Annotated in this window: 25 protein-coding genes and 3 pseudogenes; 13 read left to right on the plus strand and 15 right to left on the minus strand. The window is 38.0% G+C overall.

The features are described from left to right. Positions 1 to 33: 33 nt before the first annotated feature. The 12 genes and pseudogenes from MKZ05_RS01245 to fabF all read right to left on the minus strand — a co-directional run bounded on the left by MKZ05_RS01245 (position 34) and on the right by fabF (position 13,226). Positions 34 to 915 (minus strand): glycerophosphodiester phosphodiesterase, encoded by an 882-nt coding sequence (locus MKZ05_RS01245; RefSeq protein WP_339161031.1) that lies wholly within the window; start codon positions 913 to 915, stop codon positions 34 to 36. A 92-nt stretch (positions 916 to 1,007) separates the two neighbouring features. Beyond that, positions 1,008 to 2,342 (minus strand): glycerol-3-phosphate transporter, encoded by a 1,335-nt coding sequence (gene glpT / locus MKZ05_RS01250; protein WP_050943401.1) that lies wholly within the window; start codon positions 2,340 to 2,342, stop codon positions 1,008 to 1,010. Positions 2,343 to 2,567: 225 nt separating this feature from the next. After that, entirely contained in the window at positions 2,568 to 3,338 is a 771-nt protein-coding gene (locus MKZ05_RS01255; RefSeq protein ID WP_284905878.1) for a SurA N-terminal domain-containing protein, read from the minus strand. A gap of 152 nt (positions 3,339 to 3,490) precedes the next feature. Beyond that, entirely contained in the window at positions 3,491 to 5,374 is a 1,884-nt protein-coding gene (locus tag MKZ05_RS01260; RefSeq protein WP_339161035.1) for a thioredoxin domain-containing protein, read from the minus strand. A 35-nt stretch (positions 5,375 to 5,409) separates the two neighbouring features. Continuing rightward, positions 5,410 to 5,565 (minus strand): annotated as a pseudogene (locus MKZ05_RS01265) (DUF255 domain-containing protein); the annotation flags it as partial. 701 nt (positions 5,566 to 6,266) lie between these two features. Next, positions 6,267 to 6,950, minus strand: coding sequence for a hypothetical protein (locus MKZ05_RS01270; RefSeq protein WP_339161036.1), 684 nt, complete (start codon positions 6,948 to 6,950; stop codon positions 6,267 to 6,269). 147 nt (positions 6,951 to 7,097) lie between these two features. Beyond that, positions 7,098 to 8,540 (minus strand): hypothetical protein, encoded by a 1,443-nt coding sequence (locus MKZ05_RS01275; RefSeq protein WP_339161038.1) that lies wholly within the window; start codon positions 8,538 to 8,540, stop codon positions 7,098 to 7,100. Positions 8,541 to 8,934: 394 nt separating this feature from the next. Continuing rightward, entirely contained in the window at positions 8,935 to 9,033 is a 99-nt protein-coding gene (locus tag MKZ05_RS01280; protein ID WP_339161041.1) for a DUF255 domain-containing protein, read from the minus strand. Positions 9,034 to 9,067: 34 nt separating this feature from the next. Further along, positions 9,068 to 9,877 carry a hypothetical protein gene (locus MKZ05_RS01285; RefSeq protein ID WP_339161043.1) on the minus strand — a complete coding sequence of 270 codons (810 nt, stop codon included), beginning with the start codon at positions 9,875 to 9,877 and terminating at the stop codon, positions 9,068 to 9,070. 95 nt (positions 9,878 to 9,972) lie between these two features. Beyond that, on the minus strand, positions 9,973 to 11,289 hold the full coding sequence (locus MKZ05_RS01290; RefSeq protein WP_339161046.1) for a serine/threonine-protein kinase: 1,317 nt from the start codon (positions 11,287 to 11,289) through the stop codon (positions 9,973 to 9,975). A 374-nt stretch (positions 11,290 to 11,663) separates the two neighbouring features. Continuing rightward, positions 11,664 to 11,834 (minus strand): annotated as a pseudogene (locus MKZ05_RS01295) (DUF255 domain-containing protein); the annotation flags it as partial. A gap of 150 nt (positions 11,835 to 11,984) precedes the next feature. Continuing rightward, positions 11,985 to 13,226 (minus strand): beta-ketoacyl-ACP synthase II, encoded by a 1,242-nt coding sequence (gene fabF, locus MKZ05_RS01300; RefSeq protein ID WP_339161048.1) that lies wholly within the window; start codon positions 13,224 to 13,226, stop codon positions 11,985 to 11,987. A 103-nt stretch (positions 13,227 to 13,329) separates the two neighbouring features. On the opposite strand from fabF, the gene MKZ05_RS01305 reads away from it, so the two are divergent. The 8 genes from MKZ05_RS01305 to MKZ05_RS01340 all read left to right on the plus strand — a co-directional run bounded on the left by MKZ05_RS01305 (position 13,330) and on the right by MKZ05_RS01340 (position 18,504). Further along, positions 13,330 to 14,166, plus strand: coding sequence for a helix-turn-helix transcriptional regulator (locus MKZ05_RS01305; RefSeq protein WP_339161051.1), 837 nt, complete (start codon positions 13,330 to 13,332; stop codon positions 14,164 to 14,166). A gap of 253 nt (positions 14,167 to 14,419) precedes the next feature. Beyond that, entirely contained in the window at positions 14,420 to 14,680 is a 261-nt protein-coding gene (locus MKZ05_RS01310) for a metal-sensitive transcriptional regulator (protein WP_003217059.1), read from the plus strand. Positions 14,681 to 14,804: 124 nt separating this feature from the next. Next, a complete protein-coding gene (locus MKZ05_RS01315) occupies positions 14,805 to 15,287 on the plus strand; it encodes a DsrE/DsrF/DrsH-like family protein (RefSeq protein ID WP_003216959.1) in 483 nt (160 codons plus the stop codon). A gap of 14 nt (positions 15,288 to 15,301) precedes the next feature. Beyond that, positions 15,302 to 15,655 (plus strand): rhodanese-like domain-containing protein, encoded by a 354-nt coding sequence (locus MKZ05_RS01320; protein ID WP_050943388.1) that lies wholly within the window; start codon positions 15,302 to 15,304, stop codon positions 15,653 to 15,655. Between the two features lie 47 nt (positions 15,656 to 15,702). Continuing rightward, complete coding sequence (locus MKZ05_RS01325; protein WP_050943387.1) at positions 15,703 to 16,263, plus strand: sulfurtransferase TusA family protein; 561 nt, start codon at positions 15,703 to 15,705, stop codon at positions 16,261 to 16,263. 14 nt (positions 16,264 to 16,277) lie between these two features. Then, entirely contained in the window at positions 16,278 to 17,405 is a 1,128-nt protein-coding gene (locus tag MKZ05_RS01330) for an MBL fold metallo-hydrolase (protein ID WP_339161054.1), read from the plus strand. A gap of 33 nt (positions 17,406 to 17,438) precedes the next feature. Next, entirely contained in the window at positions 17,439 to 17,669 is a 231-nt protein-coding gene (locus MKZ05_RS01335; protein ID WP_284905863.1) for a sulfurtransferase TusA family protein, read from the plus strand. 58 nt (positions 17,670 to 17,727) lie between these two features. Beyond that, positions 17,728 to 18,504, plus strand: a complete 777-nt coding sequence (locus tag MKZ05_RS01340) for a sulfite exporter TauE/SafE family protein (protein ID WP_339161056.1) — start codon at positions 17,728 to 17,730, stop codon at positions 18,502 to 18,504. A 30-nt stretch (positions 18,505 to 18,534) separates the two neighbouring features. Here MKZ05_RS01340 and MKZ05_RS01345 read toward each other — a convergent pair whose 3' ends face one another. Then, positions 18,535 to 18,711, minus strand: coding sequence for a hypothetical protein (locus MKZ05_RS01345; RefSeq protein ID WP_003216908.1), 177 nt, complete (start codon positions 18,709 to 18,711; stop codon positions 18,535 to 18,537). 149 nt (positions 18,712 to 18,860) lie between these two features. Between MKZ05_RS01345 and MKZ05_RS01350 the strand changes: the two are divergent. Beyond that, positions 18,861 to 19,163 (plus strand): annotated as a pseudogene (locus tag MKZ05_RS01350) (NucA/NucB deoxyribonuclease domain-containing protein); the annotation flags it as partial. 518 nt (positions 19,164 to 19,681) lie between these two features. Further along, positions 19,682 to 19,972 carry a DUF5839 family protein gene (locus tag MKZ05_RS01355; protein ID WP_034620732.1) on the plus strand — a complete coding sequence of 97 codons (291 nt, stop codon included), beginning with the start codon at positions 19,682 to 19,684 and terminating at the stop codon, positions 19,970 to 19,972. Positions 19,973 to 20,054: 82 nt separating this feature from the next. On the opposite strand, the gene MKZ05_RS01360 is transcribed toward MKZ05_RS01355, so the two are convergent. Then, positions 20,055 to 20,792 (minus strand): AAA family ATPase, encoded by a 738-nt coding sequence (locus MKZ05_RS01360; protein ID WP_339162327.1) that lies wholly within the window; start codon positions 20,790 to 20,792, stop codon positions 20,055 to 20,057. A 298-nt stretch (positions 20,793 to 21,090) separates the two neighbouring features. Between MKZ05_RS01360 and MKZ05_RS01365 the strand changes: the two genes are divergently transcribed. The 3 genes from MKZ05_RS01365 to MKZ05_RS01375 all read left to right on the plus strand — a co-directional run bounded on the left by MKZ05_RS01365 (position 21,091) and on the right by MKZ05_RS01375 (position 23,382). After that, positions 21,091 to 21,906 carry a hypothetical protein gene (locus MKZ05_RS01365; protein ID WP_003217246.1) on the plus strand — a complete coding sequence of 272 codons (816 nt, stop codon included), beginning with the start codon at positions 21,091 to 21,093 and terminating at the stop codon, positions 21,904 to 21,906. 66 nt (positions 21,907 to 21,972) lie between these two features. After that, the gene (locus MKZ05_RS01370; protein WP_003217125.1) at positions 21,973 to 23,088 is read left to right on the plus strand and encodes a hypothetical protein; all 1,116 of its coding nucleotides are present in this window, start codon (positions 21,973 to 21,975) and stop codon (positions 23,086 to 23,088) included. A 45-nt stretch (positions 23,089 to 23,133) separates the two neighbouring features. Continuing rightward, complete coding sequence (locus MKZ05_RS01375) at positions 23,134 to 23,382, plus strand: DUF2651 family protein (protein ID WP_144472471.1); 249 nt, start codon at positions 23,134 to 23,136, stop codon at positions 23,380 to 23,382. Positions 23,383 to 23,412: 30 nt separating this feature from the next. Here MKZ05_RS01375 and MKZ05_RS01380 read toward each other — a convergent pair whose 3' ends face one another. Further along, positions 23,413 to 23,679 (minus strand): YesK family protein, encoded by a 267-nt coding sequence (locus MKZ05_RS01380; protein ID WP_144523908.1) that lies wholly within the window; start codon positions 23,677 to 23,679, stop codon positions 23,413 to 23,415. Positions 23,680 to 23,705: the final 26 nt, after the last annotated feature.

Raw genomic sequence — 23,705 nt, forward strand, 5'->3', positions numbered from 1 at the left:
GCCTTGCGGGATGGACCGCAAGGCTTTTTTTGTTTAGAGTGAAACTTTTACACGGTTAAAGACATCTGGAAAGTTGGTGAAAAGACCGGTGACGCCGTATTGCAGTAAACGGGTCATGTCGGCTTCATTGTTGACCGTATATGGGTGGAGGAGGAGTCCGTGGCTTCTGACCTGTTGTACGTTTTCAAGTGTCAATGCTCTGAAATTCGGTCCGACACCCACTGCATAAGATTTGATGAAATCGAGCTGATCATCTGTGATGGACGTCATTTGTGTTCTGTCTAAAAGCTGTACTTTTGGAAGGCGTGGAGCTAATGTCTGTAGCTTTAGCAGGCTGTCTTGACTAAAGGATTGGATGATGACCTGCCCTTTTCTTGCGTGTTTCCCGAGGAGGTGATGTTTTTTTAGGGTCGCCAGTAGCTTTTCTTCCATTTGCGGATAGATGTCTGGTTTTTTTGTTTCAATATAATAATTTTCTCGTTTGCCGAAATAGCGCAGCACTTCATCTAATGTGAGGACCCGCTGTCCGATATAGTTGGCATTTTGTCTGTCGGGATTGACTTCATTAAACCAAGTACCGGCATCAAGCTGTTTGATTTCGGCAAGTGTGAGGTCTTTGACCCAGCCTGTTCCGTTTGTGGTGCGGTCAACGGTTTCATCGTGCATGACGATGAGATGTCCATCCTTTGTCATTTGAAGGTCGAGTTCGAGGTAATCCGCATTCATCTTTGTGGCGAGTTTGTAAGAAGCCAGGGTATGCTCTGGTGCATACCCTGATGCTCCGCGATGTGCAACGGTTAGAATACGATCTGGAGATAAAAGATGTTCATGTGCCGATACGGTGGCCGGCACCCACGCAATAGACAGTAAAGCAAAAGAGAGCAACACGAAAGCAAGTAATCTACTTTTCTTCATATTTTATCCTCCTTTAACGGTAACTGTCTTCATCATAAGAAATAGATGTAAAGGGCATGTTGGGTGGATATGAATCTTTTATATGATTTTCATTAAGCTTGCTCTACGCGCTTCCCTGTATTCCAAGTCATCGCTAGGAAGACAATCGCAAGCACACAAGAACCAACCAATAAAATGAAGCCTCCTGTCCAGTCGTAATGATCCACGACGACGCCCATCATCGCATTGGCGAAGGCAGAGCCGCCAATATAGCCGAAGAAGCCTGTGAGTCCAGCCGCAGTGCCAGCCGCTTTTTTCGGAGCGAGGTCAATGGCTTGAAGTCCAATGAGCATGACAGGTCCGTAAATTAAAAAGCCGATGCTGATGAGGGCGATGTTATCGACCATTGGATTGCCAGCAGGGTTTAACCAGTAAACAAGCACCGCAATTAACACCCCAGCCATAAAGAGGACGCCTGCTGGTGCACGGCGGCTTCTAAAGAAGCGGTCACTGATCCAGCCGCACAATAATGTGCCAGGAATGCCTGCATATTCATAAAGAAAATATGACCAGCGCGAATGCTCTGGTGAAAAGCCCTTTGCTTCTGTTAAGTAGGTCGGCGCCCAGTCCACGACACCGTAACGGACGAAGTACACAAAGACGTTGGCAATGGCGATATACCAAAGGAATTTATTGTTGAGTACATACTTAAATAAAATCTCTTTCACTGTTAATTCTTTTTCTTGATCTTCATACTGCTGTGCCGGATAGTCATTGCGATATTCCTCAATTGGTGGAAGACCAGCGGATTGCGGAGTATCCCGGACGAGAAGAATGATCACGAAGGAGACGATAATAGCAATGATGGCAGGGAAGAAAAAGATACTTTTCCACGTCGCAAACAGCACGATCCCTAAGGTGATGAGCGGTGCAAGAATTCCCCCGCCAATATTGTGAGCGACGTTCCAAATGGACATTTTCGTTCCACGTTCACTAACCGAAAACCAATGCGCCATCGTCCGTCCGCATGGCGGCCATCCCATGCCCTGGAACCAGCCGTTTAAAAACATGAATAAGAACATGATCCATACACTTGACGTCACCCATGGAAATGAGACAAATAGGATATTGATAAGGGCTGATAGAAAGAGTCCGGTGGCTAAAAAGTATCTTGGGTTACAGCGGTCTGAGATCATCCCCATGATGAATTTACTAAAGCCATAGGCGATAGAGACAGCTGCGAGTACAAAGCCTAATTCACTTTTCGTGAACCCTTCTTCCTGTAGATAAGGAATAGCAAAAGCGAAATTTTTTCGTAGCAAATAGTAGCCCGCATACCCGATAAAGATGCCTAAAAAGACTTGCAGCCGCAGCCGCTTATACGTCTCATCTGTCTTGGCATCATCGAGCCTGTCGATATGCGGAGCGGGTTTAAACCATTTGAACATAAAGATCCTCCTCTTGTCGTTGTCCGATTGACTGAAGCAAAAGTACGAGATCAGCGTTTGATCTTGTACTTTTTAAGAGACAAAAGAATTGATAACGCTTTCTTTTGTACTCCCATCATATCGGATGGAAGAGACGTTTATGATGAGGCTTTTGTCATTATTTTGGAAAAATAGTTCATCAAGTAACGAAAAAAAATCCGCACAATGGCGGATTTTTCTTAGCTGTTACAGAGACACATTAATTTTCGCAGATTTCTTTAGTTTTTCAATTTCTTTTTGTACTTCTTTCTGCTTTTCTTGGGATTCTAGCTGTTTTTTAATTTGTGATTTAACCTCTTTGTACTCTGGTGCTTTTTGCTTTTGTTTTTTCATTTCATCCGCGTATTGATCATAGTACGCTTTGACATCCTTTTCAGAGACGGAGGCTGATTTGATTTCTTTGTCGACATACTGGCTGTATTTGATGCTGTCGGCAATGTCACTTTTCAGCTGATCCATTGTGAGTCCGCTTTTCTTAAGGGCTTCTTCAAATTGAGCGTTGTCTTTGAATTGTTTCTTTTCTTCTTTTAGCTGTTTATCTACCTGCTTGTCAGAGGCTTTGATGCCTTTCTTCTCAGCATCTTGCAGGATAAGCTCTTGACCTACGAGCGCATCAATGGTTTGTTTCTTAACTGCTTTTGCGCCTTCTTTAGATGTTGGGTCTTGCCCAGATTGCTGAAGCTGTCCTTGAATGGTTGATAGAGCGCTATTATATTCATTACCTGTTATTTTGTCTTGGTTGACGGTCGCAACGACCTTTTGATCATCGATTTTTTGTGCGTCTAATTTCTTTTGCATCTCTTCCATTTGCTTTTGCTGTTCTTTTTGGTCAGCCTGTGTTGTTTCCTTGTTTTTGGCTGCATCGTTTTGCTTATCTTGTTTGGCATCGTTTGACGAGCAGGCTGCAAGCCCAACAGATAACAGACAAGCGATGAGTGTGTATGATACCTTTTTCATCATTTTCTCTCCCTTCGGTATGAGAACATCTAGTGCGCATTCTAACCGTTTTTTAGGAAAAATAAAACCGTACAGACAATTTGTTAGCGGATTGACATGTTTTTTATCTGTTTGTCCTCATTTTGTCTTCTCATAGTCATCTTATGACAGACTCAATCGTGGAATAATTGTTCCATCGCTTCGTCGATATTGGTGATTGGCTGGCGGCAGCTGTAGTTTTCACAAATATACACGGTGGTTTTGCCATCGATCGTTTTGTAATCTTTTGTAAAGGGCGCGAGTTTTGCTAATTCCTCCCCTGTTTCGGCAGTCAATATGATATCAAAGGGCATGAATCGTTTTTGAAGCGCCTGTAAAAGCTGTTCTTTTTGAGGGTCGCCGTTTTTCCCGAGAATGATGATTTCTCTTTTCGTTGCATATTGACCGAGGAGCCCTTGCAGAAACGCTGTGTGCCCGCTTGGATAGGAAGAGACATCGACATAAAAGGCTTTGAACATTTGCTCTAATGTGTCCAGCCAATCCTGACGTCCGGTCAGTCTGCTTAGCATGAGAAGCTGCTTGAGTGCGGTGCTGTTACCAGAAGGCATGGCGCCGTCGTATACTTCTTTTTCTCGAACGATGAGCGCTTCCGCATCTGATCCTGAGAAGAAAAAGCCCCCTTTTTCCTTATCCCAAAACAGCTCAAACATGTTCTCGGCAATGGCTGTCGCTTTTTCCAGCCATTCTAATTCAAATGTCGCTTCGTATAAAGACATATACGCTTTTAGCATATGCGCATAATCCTCGATAAAGCCGAGATGCTTTACGTCTCCTTCTCTATAGCGGACCATGAGCCGCTCATGTTGGACGAGGTGTGTTTCTAGAAAAGACATCGCCTGTTTCGCCATACGGATCGCTTCCTCTGCACCAAATACCCTTCCTGCTTTGGCGAGCGCAGAGGTCATCAGTGCATTCCATGATGTGAGTACCTTGTCATCGACAAGCGGTGCAGGTCGCTGCTGTCTGACAGATTGTAAAATGTGACGGGCTTCTTGCAGCTTAGACTGTAGCGTATGGTCATCAATCGAAAAAGAGGCTTTAATGTCATCAAAAGAGGTTGAAATGGTATGAGGGATGTTCGCCCCTTCAAAGTTCCCCTCTTCTGTGATGTGATAGACAGCGCAGAATAATGCGCCGAGATCCTCGCCTAAATGAGTCATGATCTCATTTTTTGACCAAACGTAATATTGTCCTTCTTTCCCTTCAGAATCTGCATCTATCGCTGAATAAAAGGAGCCGCTCGGATTCATCATATTTCGCTTGATAAAGTGGATCAGGCGGTGGACAAGCTTTTCATATTCAGGTTGTTGAGTGAGCTGATACGCTTCTGTGTAAGCTTCCATCAGCAAGGCGTTATCATACAGCATTTTTTCAAAATGAGGCACAAGCCATTTTTCGTCTGTTGAATAACGAGAAAAGCCTGAACCGACATGGTCGTATATACCGCCATTTGCCATTCCATCTAACGTTTTTGTGACTGCATATAGCGCATTTTCCTGCCCAGTCCATTCGTAATAGCGCATCAAGAATGAAAGCATATGAGGTGCAGGAAATTTTGGCGCAGAGCCGAATCCGCCGTGCAGCGTATCAAAGCTGCTCATGAGCTGATAATAGGCTTTGTGAATCGCTTCTTGAGATAGCGTGTTTTCCGTCTGTCCTGCTGCTTTGATCCGCAGATTATTTGTCGCCTTCTCGGCCAATGATTCGATATGATCGCGATCGTTGTGATATGCGTCCAGCAATTGTGTCAGTACCTCGATGAAGCCAGGACGCCCGTAAGCACTTCTCTTTGGAAAATACGTCCCCGCATAAAAAGGCTTTTGATCAGGCGTGACAAATACGTTGAGCGGCCAGCCGCCTTGCCCCGTCATCATCTGACAAACAGACATATACATCGAGTCGATATCTGGACGCTCCTCACGATCAACTTTGATTGAAATGAAATGCTCATTTAAGATGTCAGCAACTTGCTGATCTTCGAAGCTTTCGTGCGCCATGACGTGGCACCAGTGGCAAGTTCCTTTGGCTATCCATACCCAATAGATAAGAGAACAGGTTTATTCTCTCGTTTCGCTTTTTCAAATGCTTCATCACACCAAGGATACCAATCCACGGGATTATAAGCATGTTGGAGTAAGTATGGTGACTTCTCAGTGATTAATCTATTGGGTTCTTTTCTATTTGGCATGGGATCACCTACTTTCTGTTTAATTTAATTTTAGGTTATCACAATGATTTAATAAGATACAAAACTGAGAAGATCTACGGATTTAATGGAAATGTGTGGTATGATTTTGAGTTAAAGCAAAGGTGAGAATTTATGAAAAAGTTTTTTGTCATTTTATTGAACAATATTTCAGTTTCAGCAATTGGAAGTCTGGTCACTCCCGTAGTAGTTAGTGTGGCTTCGAAATAAGTTACTGGTAGTTGGACTGAATTGTTATTCACTTATCCTGTAATTATTTCCATTGCGGTTATTGTTGTATGGTTTTTTGCATGTTTAATCTATAAAATAATAACGTTTAGAAAAAGCAATAGTCCTTTTTTAATTTTTTTACCCTCAGGGGGTAAAAAAATTAAAGAACATGAATACAAAGATGTCGTATGGGATATTTCCGGTGAAATAGACGTCTACGGTAGAGTATTTATTGGATCAGTTTATGCAAAAGAAATTGCAAAGTGTCCAAATTGTAAAATCGAATTAGAGGAAACATCTACTTTTTGAGTTTCTTATAAGTGGAAATGCATCGCCTGTTTAAAATTCAAAAAAACTAATAAGTTTCCGCTTTATGAGGAAGCACAAAGGGTAACAAAAATAGCTAAAAGAGAGGTTGAGAAACGCTTGGAAAGTGCCTGAAGAATAAGGATAACCACTGGGTTATCCTTATTTTAATCTACAAACATTTCTTCACTATATTTTGAAACCTTAAAATTTATAGAAATAAAATATACAGTTAATTCAATTAGATTTTTTAAATCCTTCAAGTCCTTATTTTTCCATTTTTTCACATAGTGTGTTTCGTCATTTCCTAACCATATAGCTCTTTCTGTCATCGCCTTTATATTTGGATCGGTAATAAATTTTTTAAGACATTGCTGTAAAGGCATCCTTTTTATCTTTTCAATATCTTCAGGTGATTGCTTTAGAGCAAAGTCTTTTATTAAATACTCGAGTGCTTTCCTGTAACCAACCCCACAGATTAAGTTGAGTTTCTCTTGTTCTGCAACATAAGCCTGATTGTATATCTCTATGAAGTCTGGAGAAAGAGGATAGATTTCATCAGGGAAAAGTTTTTCTTCTCTACTTAAAGGAGTGAAGTGATCTAAAGAATACTCCGAAGTTTCAGATGGGCATTCCTTATATACAGCAAAGAAAAGAGATTTGCATTTATTATTTGGGCAAGAACATAGAAGCTCTTGATGTCCATTAAATTTAAAATAGATTAAAATAAATTCAGGATTAATAGACTTCTTACATATAGGACAAAAATCAGGTAAGGGATAAGCGTCTAGTAAAGCAATATCTTCAAAAGTATCATTTCCTAAATATCTTATATGTGAATTAATGTCCATAGTGATTTAAATCTCCTATCTAATATTTACTTTCCGTATCTAATTGACTCTTTGCTAATATTTTATCTCGTGATTTATGAAGTTAGCTATACAAGTAATCCTTTCATGGAATGCCAATTAACATCACCCTCTTAAGGAATTGTTATATTATATTTTTAACCTTAATTCTTCATTACCGAAAATATAAATATCACCATCCTCAGAAATTTTTACGGATAAACAATTTTTAGAAGAAAACCTTGCGGCTGTAGTCCCTGTGCCATAAGTTTGGGGGTAATGCTTGCCTTCGGTATTGATTATTTCACCAAAACTTACAATTCTCATGTCGGCATCCAATACAAGGGCTCCATCAACCGAAGAAATAGACTCAATAAGATAATAGTCAGCATTAGAAATTTTCATATTGAGATTTTTGTTTTTTATAACACTTAAATAAGTTGGTGCTGGAATTTTGGAGTTGTTCTTAAGAACTGCGTTAACCTCCAGTTGTTCCAATTTCTTGCGCCGTTCCCTGTAAGATTTTTTTTTAGTTGAATCTAACAAGATGATTGAACTTACGTTATTATCAGAGAGTCTCAATAAAGTCTCGACAAAGTTGTCTGTATCATTAATTATGGATTGGAAAGTTTTAAACATTATTTTACTTTCTGAGGCAACAACTGATTTAACTAAAGGCTTAATCTTTGCAAGAAAAAGGTGATTTACGATAATAGATCGTATGAAATTATAGTGTTTTAATTTCCAGTCCCCATTATGATAAGTTAATACAAAATCGTTTTTGGAGAATATATTTATTTTGTTAGACTTTATTGAGAGATAAACATATTCTGGGCACCTTATTGATTGCTCAGGATAAAGTCTATTGAAGTCCATTTTTAAGTTATTAACATTTATATCAGGCACAACACCTTTGAGCATTTCAAAGAAAAAGTTTATAATTGTATTGTGGAGTTTGTCTTTTAAATATGAGTTAAATTCTTTTTCTAGAATAAAATTCAAACTTTTCCCTTTACTCCTTTTCCGTAATAAAGCTATTACATTAAACTCCGAGTCTATTATAAGTGCTAGTGACATATTATCAACTAATCTTAAAAACGGCTTTTCCTCATTAAAAAATGTAGTGATTGGTTTTTTTTTCGGTAGCTTTACAATGTCTGCTTTTAAGTCCTCTAATTGAGTCAAGGATTTAGTGTTTGGACAATACAAAACACCAATATCTACATTTTTTCCTTCATAACTTCTTGCTCCGATATTTTTCAATTGGTTAATTAAATTTTCATACTTATCGCCATACTCATTAAATATGAAATAAAGAGATAAGTCTTTAATTATATTATTTATAAGATTTACATCAGGAACGCTATATAATTCTATGTATTGATCAATTATTTCTGTTAGCTTTTGCACAAGATTCTCGGTAAGAGGTTCATAGAAATGGGGGGGTAATCCTAGAGATTTTATACTCATAGTATTTAAATTTTTAATCCTTTGTTTTTGTTTAAGTTTATAAAGTTTTTTTGGCATAATACGGAATCCAAAATACTCACTCAATTTATGTCCTAATTGTTCTAAAAACTCAACTTCGACCATGTTATACACTCCATTGTAATCTAATTTCTGTTATATATTTACTATATCATTTTGTTAGGCAAAATTGTAAATTCAACAAAAAGTGTTATGCAACTTTTTAAAATAAGAGTAGTGCACTTTTCACTAAGATACCCGTAACCAATAAACAAAAGATCAGGCTTATTCTCCATCATTACAACACGGATACAAAATCGTTGGGTTATAAGCATGTTGGGTTAAGTATGTTCCCATTTTAGAAATTAATCAGGTACTACTTTAATTGGAATAGCCTAAAGTATCAGTATTGTTCAACTCGAGTTGATTATCCCAGTCCACCAGTGGCATGTTCCTTTAGCTACCCATACCCAATCGATATGAAAACAGGTTTGTTTTCAAGTTTCGCTTTTTTAATGCTTCATCTGACCATGTACCAGTTGACTGGATTATATGCGTGTTGGAGTAGGTAGGGGGATTTTTCAGCGATTAATCGGTTGGGTATTTTTTTGTTTGGCATGGGATCACCTTCTTTCGTATATAAAAATTATTATTTAATCAATTATGTGCGATCTTCCTAATTTTATAACGTAATTCCAACGATAACTTTCATGAGGGTATTCTTTACTTAAATCTTTGCATATTATGTCTAATAGCGTGAAAGTTCTTCTATAAGTAAAATTCCAATAAAATTTACTGAAAAAAAGCAGTCTGAAAGCAAAAACGCTATGGAAATTATTATCGATGTTTTCAATCCATTTAAGCAACTTAAAACATTTTTTCCTACGGTTACCATGTACTCTGATAGCAAAGTTAGAAAAATTATAGAGATTGTCCTCAATTGCACGAACACCGCACTTTTTTAGAATCTGATAAAAGTGAAAATGAAATATTATATCTTCTGTTATTTCAGGCATTTTTATTTTTAAATCATTAGATATTTTATTAAAGTTTTTGCAAAACTCGTACATTAATTGGAATTTCAAGTGGTTGGCTTGTATCCAATTTTCACACTGGTGGAAATTTCTTGTGATATGAAATTGACTTATTAAATCATGTTCAGCATATTTTAAATTTTGACTAATGATTTTCATTATTCCTTGGAATTTTTCATTTGGATCATTAAGTTTGTGAATTTCTTCTTCTGTAACTCTATCTAAATTCATAAGTTTACTTTTATAAATTTCGTTCTCATAATAATCATTTATAAGTAAAATTAAAGGGGAGTAAAGGTTTTGAAAGCATTCTTTTTTGTATTTTATAATTTCTCTTTTGTTTGTTAGAGCATGAGCTATTATTTGTGCCAATGTAGCTGCCAAAAGAGGTATTGAAACAGGTATTAAAATGGACCAGTCTATTTGCATTTATTACACTCTTTTCTTATAGATTTATATGCAACTTTGAAGATGCTTCTTTTTTCTCTTTTACAGCATTACTTTTCAATCGAGAACATGTTTTATTATGAGTTTGATTGAAGACTTATTACAGCACGTTTAATGGAAGCTGACTTTATCAATCTATTATTTAAGGAATTTAATTTTCTAAAAGTTCTTCCAGTTTCGAGCATGTAATAAGCCATGTGGTCTGCTAAAGTTTTATCTTGGATTTTATTACCTTCGATAAAAGATATTACTCTATCTTGAATTTTCCATCTATCTTCTATTGCAGCCCAATCCCAAAGGAGTTCTAAAGCCTCTTTGCGGATGGAACTATATAAATGACTTCCCATATAAAAGTTTTCAGCAAAGATTCCTATTTTATAATCATCGTTATACGGCCAGCCTATGCTCTCCATTTCACTTAATCGTACTCTAAATAGCTTAATAAAAGATAATGCAGCATCTTCTCCTATTAGTTCAACATACTCATAAATTGCGTTCATATCTTTAAGTTTCTCCATTGCGGGTTCAATAAAATCAAACCAGTCATGCTCAATAACATTGCATTTCATTGCTATCTCATGAAATTCAATCCAAGAAATTTTTGGGTTTGAATTTAGTAATTCTCCTAGTGTTAGGTTGAATTTATTATCTTGGCCTAAAATACTCTGTATTTGTTTTGCCTTTTCGTATGCTTCTTTAAAATCTATGGCATCTTTATATCTTTGGTCAGGATGATAAGAGGAGGCACGTTTTATTAGTGTTTCAAACCTATCAATTGAATTTATCACATCGGGTTCTTCTCCGGTCAAAATAAAATATAATAGTCTTCCTAGAGAATATACATCACTTTTTTTTGTTGCATTTGATAGTTTTCTTAATTGTTCGGGTGCAACATACGAGGCTGTTCCGTGACCAGCTATAGATGATTTTCCACCTATTGATCTGGCATCGTAATCTTTTCCTAAGCCGAAGTCAGCTATCCAAACTGTAAAATTATCAGTGATTAATATATTGTTAGGAGATAAATCTCTGTGAAGTACATCTTTAGAATGAGCAAAAAAAAGAGCTTCAACTATTTGATCAAATAAACTAATTTTTATATCATCAGTTAACTCAATAGAAGACTCTAAAATAAATTCTTTTAAATTACACCTAGCTCTTTTCATTACATATGCATACTCTTGCTTATCCTCATTAATTCTCTCTTCTACCAAAGGAACAATATTAGGGTGTCCACTAAGTTTTTTTAACATTTCTACTTCTTTTTTGAATCGATGAGTATAATGTTCATTTTCTTTATACTGTTCAAGAATTCTTTTGACAGCTACTTCATCTCCTTTTTCGTTTATTTCTGCTTTGACTTCTGCAAAGGCACCTGATCCTATTTTATTCATGATAGTTTCTCCTTTTTAAAGATAAAGTATATACGAATTGCAATGTAGGTGTTTTCTTATAGTTGATTATATCATGCACTGCTTGTATAACTTTGGGAAATTGATACAGAAGAGGCAACAAGTCTTCATTAATCAAAGAAACATCTTCATCGGAAAAATATAGTCCCTTTAGCAATTTGAATTTGGCTTGGAGCTGTCTCACTTCTAATACAACATGTAAGTTGTCATCTGCATCTTTTTCTAGCATCTAATACCGAAGTAGATACTTTTAATATAATAAATGAAACTTATACTACAAATATTAAGTAATAGATTGTATTAAAAAGATGGTTCAAAACGATGATTGGAATTCTTTCTTAAAGTATGTTGTGGCACCAGTGACAAGTGGCGTAACCGATGCTGACAAGCACTGGTTTATTTTCACGCTTGGCTTTGTCGAAGGCTTCTTGCCCCCATGGGTACCAGTGAACTGGGTTGTGGGCGTGTTGAAGGAGGTATGGTGATTTTTCCGTGATGAGGGGGTTGGGTGTTTGGTTGTTTGGCATGGGTCACCTGCTTTCTAAATATTTTTTCGTATTTTCTTTTCTCCATTTAATATATCAGATTGCTGAGGCACGTCATAATTTGTCTGTAAGGTATTCCTAAAATGAAAAAAACAAGGGCTATAAACCCTTGATCGATTCTTTATTTCATCTTTAACTACTTCTATTGTAATGTTTTAACAAGATGGCTGAATTATGTCCTCCAAAACCAAAAGAATTGGATAGCCCGTATTTCAAAGGAAGCTGTCTCGCTTCTAATACAACGTCTAAGTTGCAATCTGGATCTTGCTTCTCTACATTAATAGTGGGTGGAATCATTCCCCGTCTCAAACTTTCCACTAAAGCAATGGCTTCTACTCCACCGGCAGCACCAAACATATGCCCAGTCATTGACTTGTTCGCCGTTGTTGGAATTTCACCTGAACGTTCACCAAATAATGTCTTAATAGCTAGAACTTCTGAATGATCCCCTACTTGAGTACTTGTTGCATGAGCGCTAATAACATCGATTTCATCCGTTGATATTTTTGCACTTCTCAATGCTTTTTTCATGGCTAAGTAGGCACCCTTACCTTCTGGGTGTGATGCTACCATATGATGAGCATCTGAACTAGCTCCGTATCCCACTACTTCACATAGTATCGGCGCATCTCTAAGAATCGCGTTTTCTAATGATTCTAATACTAAGATACCTGCACCTTCACTCATAACAAATCCATCTCTATCTGTATCGAATGGACGGCTGGCTCGACTTGGGTCTTGGTTTCTAGTAGATAGTGCATGTGCGTTTCCAAAACTAGCTAAAGATATCTGTGAGACGGCAGCTTCTGCTCCACCAGCAAATATAATATCTGCATCATCATTTCGGATCGCATTGAAAGCTTCACCGATAGAGGTGTTCCCAATAGAACAAGCAGTGACTGGTGACATTGATGGCCCTTGTGCCCCTAATTTTATGCTGATTTGGGCAGCAGCTGCATTTGAAATCATCATGGGGACAAGGCTGGGGCTTACTCTCGATGGACCTCGTTTATCTAATACATTCACCTGATCAACAAGCGATTGTATGCCCCCGATTCCTGAACCAACATATACGCCTAAACGTTCAAGATCTACTTGATCTAACTGTAATTGTGAATGTTCTAATGCTTGTTCGGCGGCTGCTAAGGCAAACTGACTAAAACGATCTAATCGTTTTGCTTCTTTTCTCCCTAATATTTCATCTGCATCGAAATCACGAACGATTCCAGCTATTTTTGTTTTATAATCAGTCGTATCAAAAGAATCAATGAGAGATATTCCCGATTGTCCTTTAATGAGTTGATTCCAAAAGCTATCTATATCATTTCCAAGTGGAGAAATAACTCCCATTCCAGTAATGACAACTCTTTTCATAATCATTCCCTCCTTGTTTTTATTAACTTTAGCCATTGTGTTATCCTATTACAAGTTGTTGTTTATCCTAGTATAATGAATAATATTTTAAAGGGTGATCATATTGAAACCTGAAACAAGACTTCAAGCATTATCAGAATTTCTAAAAAACCAACGTTCAAAAATAACGCCTCAAATGGTTGGTTTACCTGTAGGAACCCGCAGAAGAACACCAGGGCTCAGAAGAGAAGAAGTAGCTCAACTAGCCGGTGTAAGTCTTACTTGGTATACATGGTTAGAGCAAGGCAGAGATATAAAAGTATCTACTTCGGTATTAGATGCTATTTCTAGTGCATTACAATTAAATAACGATGAAAGGAGATATTTGTACGCTTTAGCGTTAGAGGAAGGTGTGAAACAATCCTATATCATTGAGAATGAGAAGGAAATCAGTCCGGCTTTAGGGAAAATGTTGCAGGAACTTCGTTATTGCCCAACGATTATATCTGATAGAAGAAGTCAGATTGTTGGGTGGAATCAAGCAGCATCTAATGTATTTTTGGACTTTGAACAAATCATCCCGGCAGAAAGGAATATCATCCGCTTACTATTCGCAAGAAAGGAATTTAAAAGTTTAGCCGTGAATTGGGAGCATTTTGTTAGAGGATATATCGCCATATTTAGAACGTATTATGGACAGTATGTGGCTGATGACTGGTATGAGCAATTTATAGAAGAAATGGAGCAGGCATATCCTGAGTTTCGTAAAATATGGAATGAAAATGAGATCAGCTATGCGCCTGAAGTATTAATTGAATTTCGTCATGCTAAGGCAGGTAAAATGTTGTTTAATCTCACTTCATTACAAGTGTATGGGGATACTGATTTAAGATGCAGCGTCTATACTCCAGTTGAGGATACTGAAACTGAGCTTAAGTTAAAACGTTTAATTGAAGGCTAGCTATTGTTTGGAGTGTATAATTGATTTGAGGGATACTTCCTTCACAGTGGTTAGATTATAGTGGTTAACTACGGTAATGATAAGACAACGAAGTATTCAATACCAATAGAGATTTTTGAAAAAGTTTACGAAGATTTATAAAGAGGTAATTGAGATTTTCTACTTTCTCTATAAAAGAAGGGCAAGTCGTTTGACTAAATACCTCTTAGGGTATACTATCTGTCATAGAAAGAATAGAAAGGAGTCCTTATTCATGGAGTATAATCAGCAGATGAAGAATCGTCTTCGCCGGATTGAAGGGCAGATTAAAGGGGTTCTTGCGATGATGGAGCAAGGCAAGGATTGCCGCGAGGTGGTCACGCAGCTGTCTGCATCACGTAATGCCATTGATCGGGCAATGGGTGTGATTGTGAGTACAAACCTTGAGCAATGTGTTCGTGAAAGTCTTGAACAAGGCAAGGATACGGAAGGTCTTGTGAAAGAGGCAGTTGAGCTATTGGTGAAAAGCCGGTAAGAAATTCCTCAGCCTTTGGAGGTTGACGGATTTTTTCACTTGATGTAATATACCCTTACCGGTATATGTATATATTTTTTATTTTCTATATACCCCCATAGGTAATTATTGAAGGAGGAGCAGAATGGAAGAACAGAAAAAACGCACGACGATTGTGTTATTTAGTGGAGATTATGATAAAGCGATGGCGGCTTACATTATTGCTAATGGTGCAGCGGCCTATGATCATGAGGTGACGATTTTTCATACGTTTTGGGGGCTGAATGCCTTGCGTAAGGATGAGATGGTGCCGATGAAAAAAGGATTTTTAGAAAAAATGTTCGGCAAAATGATGCCGCGCGGTGCTGATCGTATGGGGCTGTCAAAGATGAATTTTGCAGGAATGGGTCCGAAGATGATTAAGCATGTGATCAAAAAGCACAATGCCATGACATTGCCGCAGCTCATTGAGATGGCGAAGGAGCAGGATATTAACCTCGTGGCATGTACAATGACGATGGATCTTTTAGGATTACAGGAGAAAGAATTATTAGATGACATTCAATATGCTGGTGTAGCGGCATATTTAGCAGAGGCTGAAATTGGACGTGTGAATTTATTTATCTAGTGAGGTGAAGCAGGATGGTGCAGACGATTTTACTCATCATCGTAATTGGATTACTCGTGAGCCGCTTTCTGCCGGTTCGAGGTGTGAAGCAAATGGATGCAGCTCATATGAAAAAGAAGCTGAAAAGCAGAGGTCAACAGCTCATTGATGTGCGCTCTCCTAGTGAATTTCAAACAAATCATATCAAAGGCTTTCAAAACATTCCGTTGCCTCATTTGAAGAATCGAGCTTCTCAGCTTGAGAAAAATGAAGAGGTTTATGTGATATGTCAAAGCGGGATGAGAAGTATGCAGGCAGCGAAAATATTGAAGAAGCAAGGATTTACTCAGATTACAAACATCAAGGGTGGCATGAATGCTTGGTATTAAATGCGCAACAAAATATACCCCCACCCCTATATGAAGGAGGACATGACATGCAGCAACCAACTGTCATTTTAGATGCAAAAGGACTGGCATGCCCGATGCCGATTGTGAAAACAAAAAAACAAATGAATGAGCTCTTACCAGGAGACGTACTTGAAGTGCAGGCTACCGATAAAGGGTCAGCAGCGGATCTAGCGGCATGGTCAAAAAGTGCCGGTCACGAATTTTTAGGGACAAAAGTAGAAGGTCAGGTGCTTCATCATTTGATTCGTAAAGGCGGAGAACAAGAGAAAGAAGGGAAGTCCATGATTTCGGAAATGTCTTTGGAGACTTTTCAACAGAAAGTAAAAGAAGATCCATCTTTGTTTATTTTAGATGTGCGAGAGCTGGATGAATACGAGGCGGGGCATATTCCAGGAGCTGTTCATATTCCTCTTGGTGAGGTTGAACAACGTGTGGAGGAATTGAGCCGGGAGACGGACATTTACCTGATCTGTCATTCAGGCAGAAGAAGTGAATTAGCTGCGCAAAAGTTAAAAGAAAAAGGATTTCATCAATTGATGAATATCGTGCCAGGCATGAATAGCTGGACAGGAGCGATTGAAAAATAGGAGCTGAATGAAACATGACGGTAACAGCGATGAACGCAGAGCAGTTAACAAAAAAGATCGTGAGCAAGGAACCGCTCTTTTTGCTAGATGTGCGAAATCAAGCGGATGTTCAGGATTGGAAGATCGAAGGGGAAGCAATCGTTCATATGAATGTGCCTTATTTTGATCTCCTTGAAGGAGTAGAGGGCATTTTGCATGACATTCCTCATGATCGTGAAGTGTTGGTGGTTTGTGCCAAGGAAGGCTCCTCTATTATGATCGCGGAGATGCTGTCAGAGGCGGGTAGAACGGTCCATTATTTAGAAGGTGGCATGAAGGCGTGGAGTGAGCATCTAGAGCCAGTGAAGATAGGGGATTTAAGCGGCGGTGGAGAGTTGTATCAATTTGTGCGGATGGGCAAAGGCTGCCTGTCCTATATGATCATGTCAAATGGAGAAGCCGCAATTGTAGATGCAGCTAGAATGACGGATGTCTATATCCATTTTGCTAAAAAGCACGATGTCACTGTGACGCATGTGCTCGATACTCATCTTCATGCAGATCATATTTCTGGTGGGAAAAAACTGGCTGAACAGACTGGTGCCAACTACTGGCTGCCACCAAAAGATGCAGAAGAGGTGACCTTTGAATATAAACGGCTTGAAGATGGACAGCGGATGACAATTGGAGCGGCTACCATTGACATTCATCCCCTTTACTCACCGGGGCATACGATTGGGTCAACATCTTTTATCGTGGATCATCAATATCTTCTTTCAGGTGATATTTTGTTCGTGGATTCGATTGGAAGACCTGACCTCGCTGGAATGGCGGAGGACTGGGTAGGTGATTTGAGAGAAACACTTTATGACCGATATGGAGCACTTTCGAAAGAATTGATTGTGCTACCAGCGCATTTCATGATCATGGATGAAGTCAATGAAGACGGAAGCGTTTGGAAGGAGCTAGGCGTTCTATTTGAAGAAAATCATGGACTGAATATTGAAGATGAAGACGTATTTAGAGAAATGGTCACGAAGAATCTGCCTGCACAGCCAAACGCCTATCAAGATATTCGTCAAACCAATATGGGGAAGCTGAGTCCAGATGATGAAGCGCAGCGTGAAATGGAAATTGGTCCAAACCGTTGTGCGATTCGGTAATGTCCAATAAAATAAGAAGAGAGGAACAATCAAATGACATCAGATCAAATGTTAGACGTCAAAGGGCTTGCATGCCCAATGCCGATTATTCGGACGAAGAAAAAAATGAATGACTTGACGGAGGGTCAAGTATTAGAAATACATGCAACAGATAAAGGGGCTAAAGCTGACTTAGCAGCATGGGCGAAGTCAAGCGGACATGAATTGATCATGCAGACGGATGAAGGACATGTGCTGAAGTTCTGGGTGAGAAAAGGGTCCTAAAGGATGTAGGGGTATCTGCTGAAGATCCCCTTTTCCTTTTGCAAAGGAGGAGACCAGCGTGGATTTTGCGTTTTTGATTACACTTTTTATCATCGGAGGTATTGGTTCCTTCTTATCAGGAATGGTGGGGATCGGGGGGTCTGTGATCAACTATCCTATGCTGCTTTATATCCCGCCAATTGTTGGTGTGATGGCACTTTCGGCACACGAGGTATCAGGAATTGGCGCCATTCAAGTGCTTTTTTCGACGCTCGGTGGGGTATTGGCCTACCGAAAAAGCGGATTTTTACATCGGTCGTTGATTTTATATATGGGGAGCAGTATATTGGCGGGCAGCTTATTAGGCAGTTATGTCTCTCACTTTATGCCAGAGAATGGGATGAATCTCGTCTATGGATTGCTTGCAATTGTGGCTGTGGTCCTCATGCTGATTCCAAAAAAGGGACAGCGTGCAGATGCAGAGGGAGAAGTCACTTTTCATAAAGGACTTGCGGCAGGTATTGCCTTTGTGATTGGCAGTGTTTCCGGGGTGCTAGGCGCGGGTGGAGCATTTATATTGGTACCGGTGATGCTGTCTATTTTAAAAATTCCGGTCCGGATGACGATTGCGTCCTCACTTGCGATTACGTTTCTATCTGCGATAGGTGCATCAACTGGAAAGATATTGACGGGTCAAGTCATGCTTCTTCCTGCGGTTGTGCTGATGCTGGCAAGTTTAATAGCCGCTCCGATTGGTGCTAAGATCGGTCAGAAAATCAATGCCGTCTACTTGCAATGGGCACTTGCTGTGATGATTACAGCGACAGCGATCAAAATTTGGCTGGATTTATTATAAATAAAGGACCAGCAAACGTGTTGGTCTTTTTTATTTGACATCATCGTGCTCGATATATGTTTCAAGGGCTGGGTGAAACTCTTTTTGATAATGAAGGTTGGGGCATGTTTTCACGACTTTGCCTTGCAGGGCATTGGACTTAGAGACTTCTAATGCTGTTTTACATTTAGGGCAGCGTTCGGCAAACAGTGAGGGCCAGCGCTTCATATATCACCACTCCAGTTAAAGTCTTAAAAACCGATTATATTAATATGAATTATAGGGGATCGTGCTGGTGAGGTCAATGGGTGTTTGGGTCTTTTTAACAAAAAAGAAGCACCGTGAAGGATGCTCAGTATGATGTGAAATTGAAGTTTCCGGCTGATAAGTATCCAGAAACAGCACGACACATAAAAAATGCTATAAAGAAGGGAGCTTCAGATGTCTGCACGATTGATAGAGAAGGTGCCGATGAAAATAGAGAAGAATCACTGAAAAACATACCAACAAAAAGAGGATATGACCGAGACGAGTTCCCTATGGCAATGTGTGAAGAAGGCGGCGCAGGAGCCGATATAGAATACATATCTCCAGCAGATAATCGAGGTGCGGGATCTTGGGTATCTCATCAACTAAGTGAATACGAAGATGGAACGGCCGTATTGTTTGTTGTTGATTAGGGTTATGAAACTTTGAATCAAGCCAAAGCGTATGTAGAATATGACTTTGCAACAATAGGTAACACAAAGAAAAAGAAATGAGGTGAATCATTTGTTTGTAGAGGTAGTAATCAATCTGTATGAAATAGGACTACTCATTCTAGGGGTATCCGCTTTAATGTTAATTAAAGCAAATGAGGAACGAAAAAGAAGCAGGGAGAGCTAGCCTGCTTTTTTATTTTGAATATTTTCTATTGCTCATTTGCTTTTAAAAGTTCTATGATGATGTCGTTTTGTTTCTCAATGTTTTGTAATCTCTTTTCGATCGTGGAACTTGAAATACAGATCACAATGAGAATCTCAATGCCCACAAATAACAAATCCCTCCTAAAGCTCAATTGGGCAATCATTTAATGTCGACTAACATTTGCAACATAGTAACATTAATTGAAATTTATAACTACTTGCGTAATTCTTGTTTGTTTCGCGTGTGAATTTCTATTATCCTTAGTGTAAAAGCGCAGAGGGAGTGTGTGTACATGACCAATGAAAAAAATACAATTACAGCGTTCCATTGTTGGAGAAGGAACGGTGAATTGAAGGTTAAACCAAGGCCTTTCAAGTGGCATATTCCCAAAAGACTAAGAGGACAGATACAACAAGGTGACATTGTCTTGGTTGAATCTCAAGACAAAAAGAAACCTGTCCTAGTAATTGACGTTTCAAGGGAAGAGCTAGAGGAAACGGGGCGCTATTACAAGCGAGTCATCAAGATGCTGGATCGAGTAGATAAAAGGGATGAACAGCCTGCAACATCAGTGCGAGTATAATAGAAATAAACCCCATTCTCATTTTAAGAATGGGGTTTATTTCTTAAAAGGCTGGTAATAATTAAAGCAATAATTGAAAAATTCAATCTTCATTTAACAAATGGTCTAACATAGCTGTACGGTTTTCTAAAAAATATTTGGTAATTTGATAATGCTCAGTCATTTCATAGCGTATTTCCTCTATTTTCTTTCCATCAAAATTTAAAATGGTTGCTTCCGGATATCCTAACAAAATTGGAGAGTGGGTAGCTATTATAAATTGAGAGTTACTCTTTGTAGAAAGGTCATGAATAATCTTCAATAATCCTAACTGCCTTGCTGGAGAAAGTGGAGATTCTGGTTCATCAAGTAAATAAAGAGCACTTTTTCCGTTAAAACGATTATTAAACAAAGATAAAAAGGATTCTCCATGAGACTGCTTATGCAGTGGTGTACCTCCGTAAGGAGCATAAACATCTTCACCGCTTTCTTGATTTAAAGTATCTAAATATGCAGCGAAGTTATAGAAAGATTCAGCTCTTAAAAAGAAACCGTTTGTTAATTTAGGTTGCCAAGATAAACGCAAATGGGAACCTAGTGTAGTCTCATCTATATTATTAGTATACAAATTATTTCTGCCACCACCATTTATATTAAAACCACAACTATCTGCAATAGACTCTAGTAAAGTTGACTTTCCTGATCCGTTTTCACCAACAAAAAATGTTACATTGTTTGTGATTTTGATTTCATCTAAATTTTTTATTACCGGAACACAAAAAGGATATTCATTATAGGACGCCACTTTATCTTTAAGAAAAGTTATTTTTTGTAAAGTTATAATTATTCACCTCTTACTTTTCAAATTATGTAATCGTCAATGAAATCACAGTGATTAATGGATATATGTTTAATTTCTCATACATTTCGGTATCAAGACAAGAAAAAGCGTCCTTTATGTTCAAAGGGAGACTATTACGAGTAGTCTCTTTTTTAATGTAAAAATTCACTCAAATTTAACATGTCAATTGATCAGATATTAAAATATCCTTAAAATTCTAGTAATGTTTACATGATCCATATTAACCATTATTATGGTAAATGTGGACCATGCTAAAAAAGGAATTGGAGGTAATAATATGAAAAAACGAAACGTTATTGTCACATCCTTGTTGTCAGCATCTGTATTATTCACTGGGTTTGGATTGGAGGGAAATGCGCAAGCGAAAGAGGTATACCCTTCTATGAACAATGAAAGAGCCAAGCAAGAAATAGAAGAAATGAAAGCAGAGGGAATGACCTCTGAACAGATTAATGAGCTTTATGAGATGAGCAAAAAGGAGTATGACTCTGTATCTACGGAAGCAAAAGCAGAAGCTATATTCGAAGAGTCGCAGAAAGATATCGATCAATACATTAAAGATGGAGTGATCGATGAGTATCTACCTAAGTACAATGAAGAGAAAGATAAGATGAATGTTAATGCAAAGTCCAAGGCATTAGGAACTAAGGGAGATGTGTTGGTTAGTTATGACTTAAATTCAGGCAGTTCTGCAATTGGCTTGGGACATGCCGCAATTGTCTCTCAAGAAAAAAAACAGACAGTAGAATCTTGGCATAAGCTTTGGAGTCCAATTAAACAGCATGGAGTCAGAAAATACAATAATACATGGGCTGCTAGAAAGAAGGTTTATGGGCTTTGGGTGAAGAAGTCTAATAACACGAAATATATTAATGCGGCTAAATATGCCGAGAAACAAGCTAAAGAGAAGAAGCCATACAATTTGAACTTCTTTGACAAGAAAACTACAAAAAAGTTCTATTGCTCTCAATTAGCTTGGAGAGCTTGGAAAAATCAAGGTCATGATATTGACCATAATAAAAAAGATTCAGTCGTGTCGCCGATGGAATTAGTTAACTCTAACAACACGAAGGTCTTTCATCATAAAAAGTAAGTTAATAAGCAGTCGGGGATTCTCCCCGATTGCTTTGCTTGTTTAAAATTAAAAGGAGATGATTGAATGAAATACTTTAAGTTGCTTTTATCAGCTTGTGCCATAGCATTAATATGTACAGCATGTTCAAAGAAAGAAGAGGTTGTGGGAGACCCTTCTAAGGGAGAATTGAGCAATATGAAAGATAGTAAATTTGCTGTAATTCATTCAAAGATGATGGATAGGGGATGCGAGATAGTAAACTATAACGATACAGGGAGTAAGCTATCAAGCGTGTCATTAAAAGACTGCGTGGGATTCACTTCGTCTACTCAGAGTGATAATAATATGTACTTCTCATCTAATAGGTCTAATTATCATGTATCGATAGATAAGAATAATGGAAAGGTAAAACATCTACAAACAAAATCACTTTCAAAATCTACAGAAGACGAGGGAGCATTTTTTATTAACTATTCGAATGGCTATGTTTTACATGATGTAAACGTTGGCTATGTAGAAGATGGATTAGCAGGAGAGTTAGTTTATTGGGAAGAAGACAGTGAAAGTAAAGAGCAACTCAAATTCAACGGAGAATTGAGGACAGCTATATTTGACAATAAAAAAATATATGCCATTTTGAACAATGATGAAAATATCATATTATCCTCTATAGACCCAAAAAGTCATAAGGATAAAAGAAAGACACTAGACGTTGACTCTGTTTTCTATCCTGAAAACAATGAATCATTAAATAATTTAAACGATAAAGAATTAATGATTGCTCTGAATGACGATGTTGATAGTAAGAAAAACTCTATTCTAATCATACTTGACAAAAAAACTCTCGATACGAAAAGAGAAATTGTAATGGATAAGGGATTCACTATCTACAAGACTCATGTAGATAAAGATAAAATCACGATAATATCCCATGAAGGAGAAGTTAAAATGTTTAACAGAGACTTCAAAGAGATATCGTCTGAAAAAATTCCACTTAATTTTAAATCAGATGACGAACGTTTAGAAGAGGTCAAGATTTTAGACGGCAAGATTTATGCATTGGTAAGAATGTTTGATAGAGATAAGGATGGAGTTATTGGCAGAATTATTGAATATAATATTGAAAGCAAAGACTCTAAAGAGATATCCCTAAAATCTGATAGGGATTGGGAAATGACAAGCTTGGAAGTTGTAAAATAACTGACGAGGAGTGTGGAGTAAATTAACTTACATTATCTTGAACCCATGAGGCTTGTGTTATTTACATTGCCATTATTGTATTTAGCTTGGGGGATTATTGGCTATGTAATCTTTAAGAAGGTTTATGTGGTTTTAACTATCACATTTATAACTTCAACCATTTTTATATTTGCCTATACTGGGTTTGACATGTCAAATATGTATTGGGTAGGGGTGGTGACTTTTTTATGCATGTGCACCTCTGTAATTACAAAAATTATTCGAGACATGTATATTCGCTATAAAAAAGCATAATCAACAAGCTTATGTCCACAAACATAAGCTTTATTTTTGTTTCATACCACTAAAATAACTCAAAATGCTTGTAATAATTAAAGCGATAACTGACGCAATCAGCAAAGAAACGCTGATCGCTCCTAACCCTAAACCTTCCCATCCTCCCACAAAAAAGCTTATGAGCAATAAGATGATACTTACCAGCATTAAAACTGATGGAAATCCATACTGGAAAGATGACTTCTTTTTTTTAAAGATTAAAGAAACACCTAGTATAATAACTGTAAGGATGGTTGTGAGTAGCCAGAAAGACATTTGTCTTGCCCCCTTGAAAGAAGAAC

The organism is Bacillus sp. FSL M8-0277 (assembly GCF_037975305.1).
In the GTDB taxonomy this organism is placed as follows: Bacteria; Bacillota; Bacilli; order Bacillales; family Bacillaceae; genus Bacillus; species Bacillus pumilus.

Coding starts and splice junctions, on each gene's coding strand:
- MKZ05_RS01380 (WP_144523908.1), bottom strand. CDS start 23,679: ATGTCTTTCTGGCTACTCACAACCATCCTTACAGTTATTATACTAGGT.
- MKZ05_RS01335 (WP_284905863.1), top strand. CDS start 17,439: ATGACATCAGATCAAATGTTAGACGTCAAAGGGCTTGCATGCCCAATG.
- fabF (WP_339161048.1), bottom strand. CDS start 13,226: ATGAAAAGAGTTGTCATTACTGGAATGGGAGTTATTTCTCCACTTGGA.
- MKZ05_RS01370 (WP_003217125.1), top strand. CDS start 21,973: ATGAAATACTTTAAGTTGCTTTTATCAGCTTGTGCCATAGCATTAATA.
- MKZ05_RS01255 (WP_284905878.1), bottom strand. CDS start 3,338: ATGAAAAAGGTATCATACACACTCATCGCTTGTCTGTTATCTGTTGGG.
- MKZ05_RS01260 (WP_339161035.1), bottom strand. CDS start 5,374: ATGGCGCACGAAAGCTTCGAAGATCAGCAAGTTGCTGACATCTTAAAT.
- MKZ05_RS01270 (WP_339161036.1), bottom strand. CDS start 6,950: ATGGACATTAATTCACATATAAGATATTTAGGAAATGATACTTTTGAA.
- MKZ05_RS01310 (WP_003217059.1), top strand. CDS start 14,420: ATGGAGTATAATCAGCAGATGAAGAATCGTCTTCGCCGGATTGAAGGG.
- MKZ05_RS01355 (WP_034620732.1), top strand. CDS start 19,682: ATGACCAATGAAAAAAATACAATTACAGCGTTCCATTGTTGGAGAAGG.
- MKZ05_RS01275 (WP_339161038.1), bottom strand. CDS start 8,540: ATGGTCGAAGTTGAGTTTTTAGAACAATTAGGACATAAATTGAGTGAG.
- MKZ05_RS01325 (WP_050943387.1), top strand. CDS start 15,703: ATGCAGCAACCAACTGTCATTTTAGATGCAAAAGGACTGGCATGCCCG.
- MKZ05_RS01330 (WP_339161054.1), top strand. CDS start 16,278: ATGACGGTAACAGCGATGAACGCAGAGCAGTTAACAAAAAAGATCGTG.
- MKZ05_RS01320 (WP_050943388.1), top strand. CDS start 15,302: ATGGTGCAGACGATTTTACTCATCATCGTAATTGGATTACTCGTGAGC.
- MKZ05_RS01280 (WP_339161041.1), bottom strand. CDS start 9,033: ATGCCAAACAAAAAAATACCCAACCGATTAATCGCTGAAAAATCCCCC.
- MKZ05_RS01285 (WP_339161043.1), bottom strand. CDS start 9,877: ATGCAAATAGACTGGTCCATTTTAATACCTGTTTCAATACCTCTTTTG.
- glpT (WP_050943401.1), bottom strand. CDS start 2,342: ATGTTCAAATGGTTTAAACCCGCTCCGCATATCGACAGGCTCGATGAT.
- MKZ05_RS01315 (WP_003216959.1), top strand. CDS start 14,805: ATGGAAGAACAGAAAAAACGCACGACGATTGTGTTATTTAGTGGAGAT.
- MKZ05_RS01245 (WP_339161031.1), bottom strand. CDS start 915: ATGAAGAAAAGTAGATTACTTGCTTTCGTGTTGCTCTCTTTTGCTTTA.
- MKZ05_RS01365 (WP_003217246.1), top strand. CDS start 21,091: ATGAAAAAACGAAACGTTATTGTCACATCCTTGTTGTCAGCATCTGTA.
- MKZ05_RS01290 (WP_339161046.1), bottom strand. CDS start 11,289: ATGAATAAAATAGGATCAGGTGCCTTTGCAGAAGTCAAAGCAGAAATA.
- MKZ05_RS01345 (WP_003216908.1), bottom strand. CDS start 18,711: ATGAAGCGCTGGCCCTCACTGTTTGCCGAACGCTGCCCTAAATGTAAA.
- MKZ05_RS01375 (WP_144472471.1), top strand. CDS start 23,134: ATGAGGCTTGTGTTATTTACATTGCCATTATTGTATTTAGCTTGGGGG.